13 protein-coding genes are annotated in these 16,002 nt (G+C 70.0%); 12 read left to right on the top strand and 1 reads right to left on the bottom strand.

The genetic code is table 11. The features are described 5' to 3' along the window. The first annotated feature begins 91 nt into the window (after positions 1 to 91). From NLX83_RS20500 to NLX83_RS20445, 12 genes are all read left to right on the top strand, one after another. Entirely contained in the window at positions 92 to 940 is an 849-nt protein-coding gene (locus tag NLX83_RS20500) for a sulfurtransferase (protein ID WP_254236691.1), read from the top strand. Further along, the gene (locus tag NLX83_RS20495; RefSeq protein WP_254236690.1) at positions 937 to 2,244 is read left to right on the top strand and encodes an APC family permease; all 1,308 of its coding nucleotides are present in this window, start codon (positions 937 to 939) and stop codon (positions 2,242 to 2,244) included. Before NLX83_RS20500 ends, NLX83_RS20495 begins: the two co-directional genes overlap by 4 nt. A gap of 22 nt (positions 2,245 to 2,266) precedes the next feature. Further along, the gene (locus NLX83_RS20490; protein ID WP_254236689.1) at positions 2,267 to 3,430 is read left to right on the top strand and encodes a sensor histidine kinase; all 1,164 of its coding nucleotides are present in this window, start codon (positions 2,267 to 2,269) and stop codon (positions 3,428 to 3,430) included. Beyond that, entirely contained in the window at positions 3,427 to 4,095 is a 669-nt protein-coding gene (locus NLX83_RS20485; RefSeq protein WP_254236688.1) for a response regulator, read from the top strand. The genes NLX83_RS20490 and NLX83_RS20485 overlap by 4 nt, the downstream gene beginning before the upstream one ends. Before the next feature lie 108 nt (positions 4,096 to 4,203). After that, positions 4,204 to 5,472, top strand: a complete 1,269-nt coding sequence (locus NLX83_RS20480; protein ID WP_254236687.1) for a cytochrome ubiquinol oxidase subunit I — start codon at positions 4,204 to 4,206, stop codon at positions 5,470 to 5,472. A gap of 12 nt (positions 5,473 to 5,484) precedes the next feature. After that, complete coding sequence (locus NLX83_RS20475) at positions 5,485 to 6,237, top strand: cytochrome d ubiquinol oxidase subunit II (protein WP_254236686.1); 753 nt, start codon at positions 5,485 to 5,487, stop codon at positions 6,235 to 6,237. Continuing rightward, complete coding sequence (gene cydD, locus NLX83_RS20470) at positions 6,234 to 7,754, top strand: thiol reductant ABC exporter subunit CydD (RefSeq protein ID WP_254236685.1); 1,521 nt, start codon at positions 6,234 to 6,236, stop codon at positions 7,752 to 7,754. The genes NLX83_RS20475 and cydD overlap by 4 nt, the downstream gene beginning before the upstream one ends. Then, complete coding sequence (locus NLX83_RS20465) at positions 7,751 to 9,190, top strand: amino acid ABC transporter ATP-binding/permease protein (RefSeq protein WP_254236684.1); 1,440 nt, start codon at positions 7,751 to 7,753, stop codon at positions 9,188 to 9,190. The genes cydD and NLX83_RS20465 overlap by 4 nt, the downstream gene beginning before the upstream one ends. Further along, entirely contained in the window at positions 9,127 to 9,708 is a 582-nt protein-coding gene (locus NLX83_RS20460; RefSeq protein ID WP_254236683.1) for a hypothetical protein, read from the top strand. Before NLX83_RS20465 ends, NLX83_RS20460 begins: the two co-directional genes overlap by 64 nt. Positions 9,709 to 9,791: 83 nt before the next feature. Further along, a complete protein-coding gene (locus NLX83_RS20455; RefSeq protein WP_254236682.1) occupies positions 9,792 to 11,615 on the top strand; it encodes a glycoside hydrolase family 97 protein in 1,824 nt (607 codons plus the stop codon). A 10-nt stretch (positions 11,616 to 11,625) separates the two neighbouring features. Beyond that, complete coding sequence (locus tag NLX83_RS20450) at positions 11,626 to 12,801, top strand: acetoin utilization protein AcuC (protein WP_254236681.1); 1,176 nt, start codon at positions 11,626 to 11,628, stop codon at positions 12,799 to 12,801. Between the two features lie 15 nt (positions 12,802 to 12,816). After that, on the top strand, positions 12,817 to 15,459 hold the full coding sequence (locus NLX83_RS20445) for a bifunctional acetate--CoA ligase family protein/GNAT family N-acetyltransferase (protein WP_254236680.1): 2,643 nt from the start codon (positions 12,817 to 12,819) through the stop codon (positions 15,457 to 15,459). Between the two features lie 3 nt (positions 15,460 to 15,462). On the opposite strand, the gene NLX83_RS20440 is transcribed toward NLX83_RS20445, so the two are convergent. Next, positions 15,463 to 15,954: a DUF4232 domain-containing protein gene (locus tag NLX83_RS20440; protein WP_254236679.1), complete on the bottom strand. Its 492-nt coding sequence runs from the start codon at positions 15,952 to 15,954 to the stop codon at positions 15,463 to 15,465. Between the last annotated feature and the right edge of the window lie 48 nt (positions 15,955 to 16,002).

Raw genomic sequence — 16,002 nt, 5'->3', positions numbered from 1 at the left:
CCCTTCGTCACCGTCGATGTTAGTCCTAGTGGCCGACATCGAACGTGGGCGGCTGCTGCGCCCACCCGAGGTGAGCGTGCAGTATGGGCGCGTGTCGCCCTTGATCACAGCTGCCCAGCTCGCCGAGGCGTACGCCGCCGAGCCCGGCCCCGTCGTCCTGGATGTCCGCTGGCGCCTCGTCGGCCCGCCGGGACGCGAAGACTACGACCGGGGTCACCTGCCCGGCGCGGTCTTCGTCGACCTCGACCGTGAACTGGCCGCGGAACCGGGCGCGGGTGGACGGCATCCCCTGCCGGAGCCCGAAGCGCTCCAGACCGTGCTGCGCGCGGCGGGCGTCACCGCAGACCGCGACGTGGTGGCCTACGACGCCGGTGACGGTTCGGTGGCCGCGCGCGCGTGGTGGCTGCTGCGGTGGGCTGGGCACCGGCGTGCCGCGGTGCTCGACGGCGGGTTCGCGGCCTGGACGGCGGAGGAGCGGCCGGTCACCACCGAGGTGACCGTCCCCGTTCCGGGTGACTTCGTGGTCAAGCCCGGCTCCATGCCGGTGCTCGACGCGGAGCAGGCGGCGAAGCTGGCCACGGCCGGGACGCTGCTCGACGCCCGGGCGCCGGAGCGCTACCGGGGCGAGGTCGAGCCCATCGACCCCGCGGCCGGGCACGTGCCGGGCGCCCGCAACGCGCCGTTCTCCCGGCACCTGGGCGAGGACGGCCGGTGGCTGTCCACCAGCCAGCTCGCGCAGCGGTTCTCCGAGCTGGGCGTGCGGCCGGGTGAGCCGGTGGGCGCGTACTGCGGCTCGGGCGTGACGGCCTCCTCGGTGGTGCTCGCACTGGAGGTCGCGCGGCTGACCAGCCAGGAGCGCCCGGCGGCGCTGTACGCGGGCTCCTGGTCGCACTGGTGCACCGACCCGGAGCGGCCCGTGGCCACCGGGCCGAACCCGTGAGTGCTCCGGTTCCCTTATCCGGCAAGGAAAACAAGGCGAACCGGCGTCCGCTCGGCATCGCGGACCTGGTGTTCTTCGTGGTGGCCGCGTCCGCCCCGCTCACCGTGGCGGCGGGCGGCGTCCCGCAGGTGTACGCGGCCACCGCGGTGCTCGGCCTGCCCGTGCTCTACCTGGTGCTGGCGGCCGTGCTCGCGGTGTTCTCGGCCGGGTACGCGGCGATGAGCAGGCACATCGTCGACGCGGGCGCGTTCTCCGCCTACGTCGCCGAAGGGCTCGGCGCTCGCGCGGGCACGGGCGCGGCGACGGTGGCGCTGATCGCCTACAACTCGATGCAGGTCAGCCTCTACGGCCTGTTCGGGGTCGCGGCGTCCGGACTGCTCGCCGCGCAGCTCGGCTGGACGGTGCCGTGGTGGGGGTGCGCCCTGGTGGCGATGGCGCTCGTCGCGGTGCTCGGCTACCTGCGGGTGGACCTCAACGCCCGGGTGCTCGCGGTGCTGCTGGTCGTGGAGACGGTCGCGGTGATCGTCTTCGACGTGGCCGAACTCGGCGGTGGCGCGATCGAGTCGGCCCAGGTGCTGAGCCCGGCCGCGGTGGCGACCGGTGCGGCGGGCGCGGCGCTGTGCTTCATGATGGGCAGCTTCGTCGGCTTCGAGTCGGCGGCGATCTACGGAGAGGAGTGCCGCGACCCGAGGCGCACCGTCGCACGGGCGACCTACATCTCCGTCGCGTTCATCGGCGTCGGCTACGCCGTCACCGCGTGGGCGTTCGCGGCGGGCACCGGGGTGGACGGCCTGATCGGTGCCTCGGCGGAGCACGGGCCGGAGCTGTTCTTCGTGCTGGCCGACCTCAGCGTCGGCACGTGGTTCGTCGACCTGACCCGGATCTTCTACGTGACGAGCCTGTTCGCCGCCCTGCTGTCCTTCCACAACGTGGTGGCGCGGTACTTCCTCGCCATGGGGCGCAAGGGAACCCTGCCGCGCGCGTTGGGTGGGACGCACCCGCGCCACGGCTCGCCCCACGTCGGCTCGCTGACCCAGAGCGGCCTGGCGCTGCTCGTGGTCGGCGGGTTCGCGCTCACCGGGATGGACCCGATCACCACGCTGTTCACCTGGTTGACCAACGTGGGGTCGCTCGGCGTGATCCTGCTGCTGACGGTCACCTCGCTGGCGATCACCGTCTTCTTCGTGAAGCGACCGCGGGAGCACTGGTGGTCGCAGCGGGTGGCGCCCGCGCTCGGCACGGTGCTGCTCGGCGCGATCCTGGTGCTGTCGATCAGCCAGTTCGACGTCCTGCTCGGGTTGTAGCCGCCGCCTTATGCTGCGCCCCATGGCCGAACAACGCTCCGTCTGGCCGCTTCGCGGCCGGGCCGCCGACATCGCCGTCACCGGTGGTGTCGCGCTGATCGTGATCGGCGGAACGGCGGGAGCGCAGATCGTCGTCCGGGACGACCCCGGTCCCGGGCCGCTGGGCTGGGTGCTGGTGGTGATCGGCTGCGCGGCGATGTGGTTCCGCAGGCGGCACCCGGTGGTGGTCGTGCTGCTGACGTTGGTGGTGTCGGGCGTGTTCTACGTGTCCACCACCTCAAGCAGTCCGTTGCTGGTGACCTTCGTGATCGCGTTGTACACGACGGCCGCCGAGGGGTACGTGACGGTGTCGGTGATTGTCGCCGTCGTGACAATGCTCGCGGTGAGCTACGGAGAACTGCGCTCGCCAACGCGGCACGTCAACAACATCGCGTTGTTCATGCTGGTGGGCTGGCTCATCGCGGTGATCGCGGTCGGCGGGGTGAAGCGCAACCGCCAGGCGTACTTGGCCGCGACCGAGCAGCGCGCGGCCGAGGCGGAGCGGACCCGGGAGGAAGAGGCGCGCAGACGGGCGACGGAGGAGCGCCTGCGCATCGCAAGGGAACTGCACGACGCGCTCGGCCACAACCTGTCGATGATCCACGTGCAGGCCAGTGCCGCGCTGCACGGTGGAGATCCCGCGCAGTCAACCAAGGCGCTCGAAGCGATCAAGCAGGCCAGCAAGGAAGGGCTCCGCGAACTGCGCACCACACTCGGCGTCCTGCGTCAGGTCGACGAAGAGGCGCCGACCGCGCCCGCACCCGGATTGGCACGGCTCGACGAGCTGGCCGAGCACGCGGAGGGAAGCGGCCTCCGGGTGAGCGTGGAGATGGACGGGGAGCGGCCGGTGTCACCGCAGGTCGATCTGGCGGCGTATCGGATCGTGCAGGAGGCCCTGACCAACGTGGCGCGGCACGCGAACGCGCGCGTGGCGACCGTGCGGGTGCACTACGGCGATGACGTTGTGTGCGTGGAGATCGAGGACGACGGCACAGGGGGACCGTTGACAGGGGGACTGGTGACACCGGGCAACGGCATTCACGGTATGGATGAACGCGCCCGAACGCTCGGCGGTGAGTTCAGCGCGCGGCCCGTGACGGGCGGATTCCTTGTCACCGCAACGCTTCCGACAGGGGAGAGCGCATGATCCGGGTGTTGCTTGCCGATGACCAGACCCTGGTGCGCGCGGGGTTCCGGTCGATCCTGGAGGGCGAGCCGGACATCACTGTGGTCGGTGAGGCGGCGAACGGGGCTGCGGCGGTGCGGATGACTCGCGAGCTGGCGCCGGACGTGGTGCTGATGGACATCCGGATGCCGGAGCTGGACGGCCTCGAAGCCACGCGCCGCATCGTCGCCTCGGAGTCCGACGAGGAGCCCGCCAAGGTGATCATCCTGACCACCTTCGACCTGGACGACTACGTGTACGGCGCTTTGCGGGCCGGGGCGAGCGGGTTCCTGGTCAAGGACACCGAACCGACCGAGCTGATCCACGGCGTGCGCGTGGTGGCCAGAGGGGACGCGCTGCTCGCGCCCGCGGTGACGCGCAGGTTGATCGCCGAGTTCGCCGCGCGGGTCGCCAAGCCCGCGCCGAACCCCCGCCTGGACGCGCTGACCGACCGCGAGCGCGAGGTGATGACCTTGGTCGCGGCGGGCCTGTCCAACGACGAGATCGCCGCGCGCCTGGTGCTGAGCCCGGCCACCGCCAAGACCCACGTCAGCCGGATCATGACGAAACTGGCCGTCCGCGACCGGGCGCAGCTGGTGGTGCTGGCCTACGAGTCGGGCATGATCACTCCGGGTTGGCTGGGCTGACGCAACTCCGGTAGTACGGGGAGCCCCCTAGGGGACAACCAGCGCGGTAGACCGGGTGTCCGCCGTGGCCGGACGACCGGAAGTCGTTTCCGCAGCACGATTTACCGCGTGGAGACACTGGATCTGGCCCGCCTCCAGTTCGCACTGACCGCGGGCGCGCACTTCCTGTTCGTCGCGCTGACCCTCGGGCTCGCGACGGTGGTGGCCGTGTTGCAGACGCGCGCCACGTTCAGCCCCACGCCGACGCGCACGCGGATGACGCGGTTCTGGGGGCAGCTCTACGTCACCAACTACGCCATGGGCATCGTCACCGGCCTGGTGATGGAGTTCCAGTTCGGCCTGAGCTGGAGCGGCCTGACCCACTTCGCGGGCAACGTGTTCGGGGCCTCGCTGGCGATGGAGACGCTCGTCGCGTTCTTCATCGAGTCGACGTTCCTGGGCCTGTGGATCTTCGGGTGGGACCGCCTCAACCGCTGGGCGCACCTCGCCGCGATCTGGGTCGTGACGCTGACCGCCTACGCCTCGGCGTACTGGATCCTGGTGTCCAACGGTTTCCTCCAGAACCCCGTCGGCTACGAGGTCGTCGGCGACTCGCTGCGCCTGACCGACGTGGGGGCGGTGCTCGGCAACCCCAACACGATCATGGCGTTCTGGCACGTGCTGACCGGGGCGCTGGTGACCGCGGGCTTCTTCCTCGCCGGGGTCAGCGCCTACCACCTGCTGCGCCGCACCCGGGACACCGAGTTCTTCACCGGCTCTCTGCGCATCGGTGTGTTCACCGGCGCGCCCGCACTTCTGGCGTCGGCGATCACCGGTGGCATTCAGCTAGGCGAACTCGCCACGACGCAGCCGATGAAACCGAAGCTGCTCGGCGGAAACACGGGCCAGCTCGCACAGGTGAACGCCGAGCTGGTCGAGCGGTTCGGCCCCGGCGACTACCTGCCTCCAGCGGACTGGGCGCGAGCGGGCGGACTGGTCATGCTGATCACCTTCGGCATCCTGTTCAACCTCGGTTGGTTCAGCGTGCTGATGGCCTTCTCCAAGCGCGTGGTGCGGCGATTCCGGTTGTGGCACTTGACGTTGGTGCTGGCGATCCCGCTGCCGTTCATCGCGATGATCTCCGGCTGGATCTACCGCGAGGTCGGCCGCCAGCCCTGGGTGGTCTACGGCTTGCTGCGCACCTCCGACGCCGTGTCCCCGGTGTCGGCGGGCGAGATGCGCGCGTCACTCATCGCCTTCACCGTCCTCTTTGGACTGTTAATCGTGATCAACACGATTCTTCTCGCCCGCCAAGCGAAGCGCGGACCGGACGCGGTCGCGCTCGGTCGGCCTGCCGCCGAGTACCACCCAGCCCCGTTGCCCACGGCGACCTACTAGGAGCGCAGCACCATGGAACTCGTCGCGGCCGGACTGCTGGCCTTCTTCGCCATCGGCTACTTCGTCCTGGGCGGCGCGGACATCGGTCTCGGCATGCTGCTGCCGTTCCTCGGCCGCACCCCGGCGGAGCGCCGCCTGGTGATCACCGGGATCGCGCCCGTCTTCCTCGGCAACGAGGTCTGGCTCGTCGCCACCGCGGGCGTGCTCGTCGGGGCATTCCCCGACCTGGAAGGGAAACTGCTCACCGACCAGTTTCCCGCGGTGGTCGCACTGCTGCTCGGGTGGGTGGCCCGCGACGCCGGGCTGTGGATGCGGCACCAGATCGAACGACGGACTTGGCAAGGTCTCTGCGACACCGCGATCACCCTCGGCAGCTGGACGGCAGCGCTCGCCTGGGGATGGGTGTTCTCCAGCCTGCTCGTCGGAACCGCGAACCCGATCATCGGTGTCGCCATAGCGTTGCTCTTCGCGGTGCACGGCCTGGCTTTCGCCGCGCTGCGGCTGTCCGGGCCGTTGCGGGAGCGCGCGGCATGGCTGTCGGGGCCACTGACCGAGTTCCGCGCGTTCTTGTTGACAGCGGCGGTGATGACCTTGCTGTGCCTCGCGATCGGGTTCCGCCTTCCCCTTGTCGATTCGGCGGCAGATCCCGCCACGCTCAGGCTCCTCGTCCCCGTGCTGACCGTGATCACGCCGGTGCTCGTGCTCGCGCAGGTCTGGCTGTGGCGCCTGTTCCGCCATCGCGTGGAAAGGCCGATGTACCTGTGATCCGCGTGCTTCTCCTTGTCGCACAAGGAATCCTGATCGTTCTCCAAGCTGAGTTCCTCGCGCGGGCGATCGCGGGACTTGACCCGGCGGTGCTGCCATGGCTGTGCGTGGCGGTTGCCGGACGCGCCTTGGTGAGTTGGGCGTACGCGCTGCACAACCAACGCGGTGCGGCCAGGATCAAGGCGGATCTGCGCGTGAAGCTGGCTCGACGCGCGCATTCCCGGCCATCGGGCGGAGAGTTCGCGACGCTGCTGACCAAGGGCCTGGACGCGCTGGACCCGTACTTCGGCGGCTATGTCCCGCAGATCACCGCCGCAGCGGTCATTCCGCTGATCATGTTGGTGCGCCTCGGTTCCGCGGACCTGACGTCGATGGTGATCGTGTTGGTCACGCTGCCGCTCATCCCGGTGTTCGGCGCGTTGATCGGCCTGCGGACGCGCGATGTCACCGAACGGCAGTGGGAGATGCTGAACCACCTCGGCGGCCACTTCCGCGATGTGATGGTCGGCCTGCCCACTCTCCGGACCTTCCGGCGCACCGAGCACCAAGCGGGTGTCATCCGCACGATGGCCGAGACGCACCGTCGCCTCACCGTGCGCGCGCTGCGCGTCGCGTTCCTTTCTGGCCTGGTGCTGGAGCTTGTGTGCTCGCTGGCGGTCGCCCTCGTCGCGGTGCCCGTGGGCCTTCGCCTGCTCGAAGGCGGCATGGAGTTGGAGACGGCGCTTGTCGTTCTCCTGCTGACTCCGGAAGCTTTCCTTCCTTTGCGCGCCTTGGGAACTCGCTTCCACGCGGCTGCCGAGGGAAAAGCCGTGCTGGCGCAGGCCGAACGCGTCCTGGCCGAGCCACAACCGCGTCGCACTGGGAAAACCGCGGTGCTGGGCGAGATTCGCTTGGAGAACGTCACCCTCACCTATCCCGGCCGCAGCCGCCCCGCGCTGGACCACGTGTCCCTGGTGATCGAACCGGGCGAGCGCGTCGCCGTAGCCGGACCGAGCGGAGCGGGGAAAAGCACGCTGCTGCACGTGATCCTGGGCTTCGTAGCACCTGACAGCGGCCGAGTCCTGGTGAACGGCGTCGACCTCGCGGACCTGGACCTCGACCGCTGGCGCCGCGAACTGGCCTGGGTACCGCAGAGCCCGCACCTGTTCGCGACGAGCATCGCCGACAACCTCCGCCTCGGCCTGCCGGAGATCGACGACAACGCCCTCCAAGAAGCGGCCCGCGCGGCCAACGCCGACGAGTTCATCGACGACTACGACAAGGTCCTTGGCGAGCGCGGCACCGGCCTGTCCTCCGGTCAGCGCCAGAGGATCGCGTTGGCCAGGGCCTATCTCCGTGACGCACCGGTGGTTCTGCTCGACGAGCCCACCGCGCGCCTTGATCCCCGCAGCGAGTCCGCGATCGTCGACGGCGCCGCCAACCTGCTCAGCGACCGCACGGCGATCCTCGTCGCGCATCGTCCGGCACTCCGCGCGCTAGCGACTCGGACGGTTTACCTGAGCCAGGGGCGGACATGAAGAGCCTGACCGTGGCCGCCGGTGTGGCAGGGGAGATCTGCGGCGTGGGGCTCGTGGTGGCCGCGGCTTGGTTGATCACACGCGCCGCCGAGCAACCGCCGATCTCCGCTCTGGGACTGGCAATCGTGGCAGTACGGGGCTTCGCGATATTCCGCGGGGTGTTCCGCTATGCAGAGCGGTTGACCGGCCACGACGTGGCACTCCGCGAGGTCGCTGACCGCCGCGTCGAAGTATATGAGTCCCTTGTGCACCAAGATGACAGTGACGCCGATGCGTTGAAGCGCATGGTGTCCGACGTCGACAGCACGCAGGACCGCCTGCTGCGCGTGCGGTTTCCCGTCACGATCGCACTCATCTCCGCTGCTGCGGCGATCACGGTGTGCATCCTCGTCCAACCGGAAGCCGGAGCCGTCGTGGCGGCCGGAATCGCCATCGCCGCAACAGCAATCCCCGGAGCAACGGCACTCGCAGCGCGTCGCATGAGCAAGCGGAAGGCCGACGCGCACGCGGAACTGATCGCCCGATGCCTCGATCTCGTCGACGGAGCACGGGAGCTCGCCGCAGCCGGGGCCACCGATGCGGCGCTGGCCAAAGCTGATCAGCAAACCAAAGCCGTGCATCGCCTGGAACGACGTGCGGCACAAATCGACAGCATCGCCAAAGCGACGGCCGTACTCCTCCAAGGACTCACCGCGGCAGCCGCACTTTCAACGACAGACAACGAGATCAGCGCGGCCGTGCTGGCGTTCACCACCCTCGCAGCCTTCGAACTAGTCATGCCGTTGGTCGACGCGGCGCAGCAACACCATCCCCACGCGAAAGTCCACAAAGGACAGAATCGACACGTGCGCGCAACGCTCGCACCGGGCGCCACGGCCGTGATCGGAGCCAGCGGCGCGGGCAAGACCACGCTCCTCGCGACCCTCGCCGAGGAACATCCGGAAGCGCGGGCGCTTACGCATGACGCGCATCTCTTCCGGACCTCGGTCCGAGCCAACCTCATGCTGGCCAAGCCGGACGCGACCGAACCGCAGCTCCACGAAGCACTCCGGCAAGCCGCGCTGCGAGACGTCGTCGACGAGCTGCCGGACGGCCTGGAAACCGTTGTGGGAGAAGGCGGTCACGGGCTCTCCGGCGGACAGCGGCAGCGCCTGCTGCTCGCTCGCGCCCTGCTGGCCGACGCGCCGGTGCTGTTGCTGGACGAGCCGACCGAGGGACTTGACCAGGAACTCGCCGACGCCGTGCTGGACGCGGTGCTCGCCGCGCGGCGAGGCCGGATCACGGTCGTCGTGACGCATGAAACCCGGCTGGAGCGCTTCGACCGCGTCGTCGAGCTGGACGGCGGCCGGGTCGTCTACGAAGGGGAACCGCGGTGCCGAAACGATCCCGCCAGCTGCTCGTCTGGCTGCACGTCATCACCTCGGTCGGCTGGATGAGCCTGGCGCTCGTGCTCTTCGCCCTGTTCACGTTCGGGCTGAGCACGGACGTCCCCGGCATGCGGGACAGCGCGGACGCCATGGCCCACCTGCTGGACAAGCAGGTCCTCGCCCACCTGGCCAATGCCTCCGCGTTCACCGGCTTCATGCTGTCGGCGCTGACGCAGTGGGGGTACTTCCGGCACTGGTGGGTGTTGGTCAAGTTCGTGATCACCGTGGTGCAGCTGGCGTTCGGCGTCTTCGTGCTCGTGCCGACCGTGGCGGGGATCAACGTCGTCGCGACCGTGCTGATGTTCTCCGCCATCGCGTTCCAGGCGTGGCTGTCGGTGGCCAAGCCGAGCGGGCGCACCCCGTGGACGCCACCGGGCAAGCTGCCCGCGGGCCCGGCGTGGATGTACGGCCTCTCCCTGGCCGTTCCGGTGATCGACTTCGGGGTCGGGTTCGGCGTGTTCGGCCACCCGATGCCGATGCTGTCCCTGCTCGTCGCGGTCGGTTATCCGCTGATCGTGAAGCGGTGATTCCATACATCGGAGGATTGCCGACCGGAGCTCGCTGTTGTTCACTCGGGTGACCGCCGCGCTCACGCTCACCTGGAGAGCCCATGAGGCGCGTCCTGACCCCGCTGGCCACCGCGTCGCTCGCGTCGGTGCTGATCGCGGCACCGGCCCAAGCCGCCCCGACGAAATGGCTTCTTACCTCGCCGAATGGAAACGGTGTCGCCGCAACCATCATCCTCGACCAAGGCCGTTTGTCCCTGTCGGTCAGCCACGGCCGCACGGTGGTGCTCCAGCCGTCCGCGCTCGGGCTCCGCACTTCCACAGCGGACCTGACCAGCGGCCTGGTCTTCGAGGGCGAGGCAAGACATCGGATCACCGAGCACTACAAGACCGTCACTGGGCGCCAGCGCGAGCACCACGCCGACGCCGCTGAGACCACGCTCCGCTTCACCAAGGCCGGGCAGCGCCTCGACCTGGTCGTCCGAGTCTCCGCAGACGGCCTCGGCTACCGCTACGTGCTCCCGGGAACCGGGCCGGTCACGATCACCGGCGAAGCGTCGGAGTACGCCGTGCCCACCGGGGCGCGCGCGATCCTGTTGCCCTACAACAACCGCAGCGACTACGAGTCCATCCACCGGCACTCCACCGTCGCTGACGCACAAGCCGGGCCCTACGGCTATCCGTCGCTGTTCAAGGTCGACGACACCTGGATGCTGGTCTCCGAGTCGAACATGAGCGGTGCTTACGGCGCGACACGGCTGACCCTGGATGCCGACCGCCGCTTCAAGGTCACATTCCCGGACGCGGGCGGATCGGTGACCACGGCGCCCTTCACCAGCCCGTGGCGCACGCTGATCACCGGAGACCTGGCAACGGTGGTGGCCAGCGACCTGGGCACGGATCTCGCTGAGCCATCACGGATCGCGGACACGTCGTGGATCAAGCCGGGAGTATCGGCGTGGTCGTGGTGGGGCGACGGCACCGGCAACCTCGAACTCCAGAAGAAGTACGCGGACTACGCGGCCAAGCAAGGCTGGGAGTACATCCTGGTGGACTCCGGGTGGATCAACTGGCAGCCCGGCCAGGTGCAGGAGCTGATCGGCTATGGCAAGGCGCGCAAGGTCGGCGTGCAGCTGTGGGTGCGCTGGACCGACGTGGACACCGACGAGGAACGGCGGGCCAAGCTCCCGCTGTGGCGCGAATGGGGCGCGGCCGGTCTCAAGATCGACTTTATGGACTCCGACAGCCAGGAGCGGATGCGGTTCTACGACGCCATCCTCGAAGCGACCGCGCGCAACAAGCTGCTGGTGAACTTCCACGGCGCGACGATCCCGCGCGGCATCGAGCGCACCTGGCCGCACGTGATGACCTTGGAAGGCGTGCGCGGAGCGGAGGGCATCAAGCCCAAACCGGACCGCAAGCCGTTCCCGTTGGCGCACTACACGACCCTGCCGTTCACCAGGAACCTCGCCGGGTCGATGGACTTCACGCCGGTGACCTTCAGCGCGGTGCGGGACAACAGCGACGCCGCCGAACTCGCGCTCGCGGTGGTCTTCGAGTCCGGTATCCAGAACTTCGCCGACAAGATCACCAATTACGCGAAAATTCCTCTGGCAGAACGGTTCCTGCGCACGGTGCCGACGGTGTGGGACCGCACCGAGCTGCTCTCCGGCGACCCCGGCGACCACGCCGTCCTGGCCAGGCGGCATGGGAACGAGTGGTTCGTCGGCGGGATCAGCGCCAGTGCCGCGCGCACCATGGACGTTCCGCTGCGCTTCCTCGGGCCTGGGCGCTGGAAAGCCGAGATCTATTCCGACACAGCGGATCGCACGATCGCGGCGAGCACGAGGGCGGTCACCGCTCGCGATGTTTTGGCGCAGCCCGTAGCGCGCGGCGGCGGCTTCGCCATTCGGTTCAGCCGGGAGTAGTTTGCCGTGCATGGGTGAGCGCGTCGCGGTGGTGTGGGACGAGAGTTTCCTCGGGTACGACCTGGGCGGGGACCACCCGCTGAACCCGATCCGCCTCGACCTCACCATGCGGCTGGCCACCGAGCTGGGCGTGCTCGACGGCGTCGAGCTGGTCGAGCCGCGATCGGCGACCGACGCCGAGCTGGAACTGGTGCACGATCCGAGCTACCTGGCCGCGGTGCAGGCCGCGCCGTACTCCGGCTGGGACGTCGGGCACGGCCTCGGCACCGCGGACAACCCGGTCTTCGACCGCATGCACGAAGCGTCGGCGCTGGTGGCGGGCGGTTCGCTGGTGGCTGCCGAGCGAATCGCCTCCGGCGCGGCCGATCGCGCGATCAATATCGGCGGCGGCCTGCACCACGCGATGGCCTCGCACGCGGCCGGGTTCTGCGTCTACAACGACTGTTCGGTGGCCATCGCCTGGTTGCTGGAGAACGGGTTCGAGCGGATCGCCTACCTCGACGTCGACGTGCACCACGGAGACGGCGTGCAGGCGTCCTTCTACGGCGACCCGCGGGTGCTGACGATCTCCGTGCACCAGCACCCGATGACGCTGTGGCCCGGTACCGGCTACCCCCGCGAGCTCGGCACGGGCGGGGCGGAGGGCACCTCGATCAACCTCGCGCTCCCGCCGGGCACCAAGGACTCGGGGTGGCTGCGGGCCTTCAACGCCGTGGTGCCCGCCGCGCTCGCGGAGTTCCGGCCCCAGATTCTGGTTACGCAGTGCGGCGCCGACACCCACCGCGAGGACCCGCTCGCCGACCTCTCGCTCACCGTCGATGGCCACCGCGCGATCTACCAGCGGCTCCGTGAGCTGGCGCAACGCCATTCGGGCGGCAAGTGGCTCGCGTTGGGCGGAGGCGGGTATTCGCTCTTCCGAGTGGTTCCGCGCTCGTGGACGCATCTGCTCGCTACGGTGATCGACCGCGACCTGGACCCCGACACCACGATTCCCGCAGGATGGATGGCCCACACCGCCCCCATCGCGCCGAACACCACGTTGCCGACCACGCTCTCCGACGGCGGCGACCCGGCGTTCGAGCCCTGGGACGGCACGGCCGAGACACAGCTCGACAACGCGATCGTGGCCACCCGGCGCGCGATCTTCCCCCTGATCGGGCTGGACCCCGACGATCCGCGCGACTGACCAGGAGAGTCCACAGTGGACACCAAGACCGCGGACCCCTACGACTTCCCCCGCCACTGGGAAGCCGATGTGGTGCTCACCGACGGCGGCACCGTGCGGCTGCGCCCGATCGTGCCGTCGGACGCCGAGGAACTGCTGGCCTTCCACGGCAGGATGAGCGAGCGCACCCGGTACCTGCGCTACTTCGGCCCCTACCCGCGCATCCCCCCGCGCGACCTCGAACGCTTCACCACCGTCGACCACCACGACCGGGTCGCGCTGGTCGCCCAGCTCGGCGACGACATCGTCGCGGTCGGCCGCTTCGACCGGTTGCCCGGCCGCTACGTCGCCGAGGTCGCCTTCGTCGTCGAGGACGCCCACCAGGGCCGCGGCCTCGGCTCGATCCTGCTCGAACACCTCGCCGCCGCGGCCAAGGAGACCGGGCTGCGCGGGTTCGTCGCCGAGGTCCTCGCCGAGAACGGCCAGATGGTCCGGGTGTTCCGCGACGCCGGCTACTCGATCTCCCGGGAGATCGAGGAAGGCGTGCTGCACCTGGAGTTCGCCATCGACCCGACCGAGCGCTCCATCGAGGTCGCGCACGCCCGCGAGCAGGCCGCCGAGGCGCGCAGCATGCACAACGTGCTGCACCCGCGCTCCATCGCGGTGATCGGCGCGTCCACCGACCGCGCCAAGATCGGCCACGCGGCGCTGCGCAACCTGCTCTACGCCGACTTCGCCGGACCGGTCTACCCGGTCAACGCGGAGTACCGCTCGGTCAGCGGTGTCCGTGCCTACGCGTCGGTGCTCGACATCCCCGACGACGTCGACCTGGCCGTGGTCGCGGTGCCCTCCGCCTCGGTCGAGGGCGTGCTCGACGACTGCCTCGCCAAGGGCGTCAAGGCGCTGGTGATCGTCAGCTCCGGGTTCGCCGAGACCGGGCCGAAAGGCGCGGAGCTGCAACGCCGCCTGGCGACGGAGGCCCGCGCGCACGGCATGCGCGTCGTCGGCCCCAACGCGCTCGGCGTGATCAACACCGATCCCGCGGTGCGGATGAACGCGACCCTCGCGCCGCGCCCGCCGGACCGGGGCCGCACCGGGTTCTTCTGCCAGTCCGGCGCGCTGGGCACGGCCATCCTCGCCGCCGCCACCGACCGCGGCCTCGGCCTGTCCACCTTCGTCTCCGCGGGCAACCGCGCGGACGTCTCCGGCAACGACCTGCTCCAGTACTGGGAGACCGACCCGTCCACCGACGTGGTGCTGCTCTACCTGGAGTCCTTCGGCAACCCGCGCAAGTTCGCCCGCGTGGCGCGCAGGCTGGGCCGGATCAAGCCGATCGTCGTGGTGAAGTCGGGGCGGCACGCGGTCCGGCCCGGGCTCGCCGCCACCTCGGTCAGCGTGGACGAGACCAGCGTGCAGGCCCTGTTCGAACAGGCGGGCGTGATCAGGGTCGAGTCACTGGCCCAGCTCTTCGACACCGCGCTCCTGCTTGAGTACCAACCACTTCCGCGCGGTCAGCGGGTGGTCGTGGTCGGCAACTCCTCGGCGCTGGGCATGCTGGCCGCCGACGCCGCGCTGGCCAACGGCCTCGAACTGTCCGGCGATCCGGTGGACGTCGGCCCCGGTGCCGAGCCGGAGATCTTCGCCGCCGCCATCGGCGAGGCGGTGCGACGCTCCGATGTGGACGCTCTCATCGTGGTGTTCGTCCCGCCCGTCGCCGTTCCCGGCACCGCCTACGCCAGGGCGCTGCGCGAAGCGGTCGCGGGCGTCGACAAGCCGATCGTGACGACTTTCCTCGCCGTGGAAGGCATTCCCGCCGAACTGGCGGTCGACGGGGGTCGCGGCTCGATCCCGTCCTACCCGAGCCCCGAACGCGCCGCGCTCGCGCTCGCCCGCGCGGCTCGGTACGGCCACTGGCGCCGCTCACCGCAGGGAAGTGTGGTGCGCCCCAAGGGAATCGCCACCGACCAGGCCCGGCTGCTCGTGGAGGGCTGGTTGGGAGACGCGGAAGAACGCGTGCTCACCGACGCGGAGACACTGCGTCTGCTGTACTGCTACGACATCTCCATCGTGCCGTACAAGCTCGTCTCCGACATCCACTCCGCGGTCGCCGCCGCGGACGAGCTGGGCTATCCGGTGGTGCTGAAGACGACAAGCGAGCCGATGCGGCACCGCTCCGACCTCGTCGGCGTCCGGCTCGACCTCGACGGCCCGGCCTCCGTGCGCGGCGGGTACTCGGCGCTGCACGAGTCGTCCGGCCTGGACGACGTGTACGTGCAACGGATGGCGCCGCGCGGGGTGTCCTGCGTGATCGGGCTCCAGGACGACCCGTCCTTCGGCACGCTGGTGTCCTTCGGGCTCTCCGGGGTGGTGAACGACCTGCTCGGCGACCGCGCCTACCGCGCGGTCCCGCTGACCGACGTGGACATCGCCGACATCGTGCTCGCCCCGAAGGCGTCCCCGCTGCTCACCGGCTACCGGGGCACCGAGCCCGTTGACCTGAAAGCCTTGCAGGACTTGGTGTTGCGGGTGGCGACCCTGGCCGAGGACCTGCCCGAGGTGCGATCGCTGTCGCTGGAGCCCGTGCTGGCCTCGGCCGGGGGCGCGTTCGTCAGCAGCGCCAGGATCACCCTGGGGCCGCCGCCCTCGCGCGGCGACACGGGACCGCGTCGCCTGCGCTGAGGATCACTCGCCGGTGCGGACCTCGGTGACGCCCACCGGACCGGCGATCGCCTCGGGCCACGCGGTCTCCACGCGGTCCTCGCTGTTCGGCAGGGTCAGCAGCAGCTTGGTGGCGGGCAGGCGCTCGCCCTCCAGGCGGGTGCGGACCAGCACGTGCGCGGGCTCGCCGGGCGCGACGGTCACGGCCTCGCCCGCCTCCGGGGCGCCGGTCTCCTGGGCCAGGTTCAGCGCCCGGCCCTTGGCGTCGGCGAACAGCAGGTCGGTGGGGGTGCCCTGGAGGGTGCAGGTGGCGCCGTTGGAGGCGAACTCGACCCGCCAGTACGCCTTGCCCATGCCCGCGTCGTTGTAACGGGCGGTGACGTTCAGGTCCTTCGCGCCGCACTGCGCCGCCCCGATCGGGGCGGCCTGGGCGGGCGCGGCCAGGGTCAGCGCGGCGCCACAGGCGGTGGCGACGGCCGCTGCGGACACCAGGCCGCGGCGAAGGCTGGAAGACATGGAGAGCTCCTTCTCGTCGTGTCGGGCCTGTTCAAGGCCCGTGATCAA

Source organism: Allokutzneria sp. A3M-2-11 16 (genome assembly GCF_024213555.1).
Lineage (GTDB): Bacteria > Actinomycetota > Actinomycetes > Mycobacteriales > Pseudonocardiaceae > Allokutzneria.
This window is presented reverse-complemented; position numbering and strand designations above follow the sequence as displayed.

What these genes read in the sequence shown, in the direction of transcription:
- NLX83_RS20465 (WP_254236684.1), top strand. Translation starts at nt 7,751, where the DNA reads ATGAAGAGCCTGACCGTGGCCGCCGGTGTGGCAGGGGAGATCTGCGGC.
- NLX83_RS20485 (WP_254236688.1), top strand. Translation starts at nt 3,427, where the DNA reads ATGATCCGGGTGTTGCTTGCCGATGACCAGACCCTGGTGCGCGCGGGG.
- NLX83_RS20475 (WP_254236686.1), top strand. Translation starts at nt 5,485, where the DNA reads ATGGAACTCGTCGCGGCCGGACTGCTGGCCTTCTTCGCCATCGGCTAC.
- NLX83_RS20490 (WP_254236689.1), top strand. Translation starts at nt 2,267, where the DNA reads ATGGCCGAACAACGCTCCGTCTGGCCGCTTCGCGGCCGGGCCGCCGAC.
- NLX83_RS20450 (WP_254236681.1), top strand. Translation starts at nt 11,626, where the DNA reads ATGGGTGAGCGCGTCGCGGTGGTGTGGGACGAGAGTTTCCTCGGGTAC.
- NLX83_RS20440 (WP_254236679.1), bottom strand. Translation starts at nt 15,954, where the DNA reads ATGTCTTCCAGCCTTCGCCGCGGCCTGGTGTCCGCAGCGGCCGTCGCC.
- NLX83_RS20455 (WP_254236682.1), top strand. Translation starts at nt 9,792, where the DNA reads ATGAGGCGCGTCCTGACCCCGCTGGCCACCGCGTCGCTCGCGTCGGTG.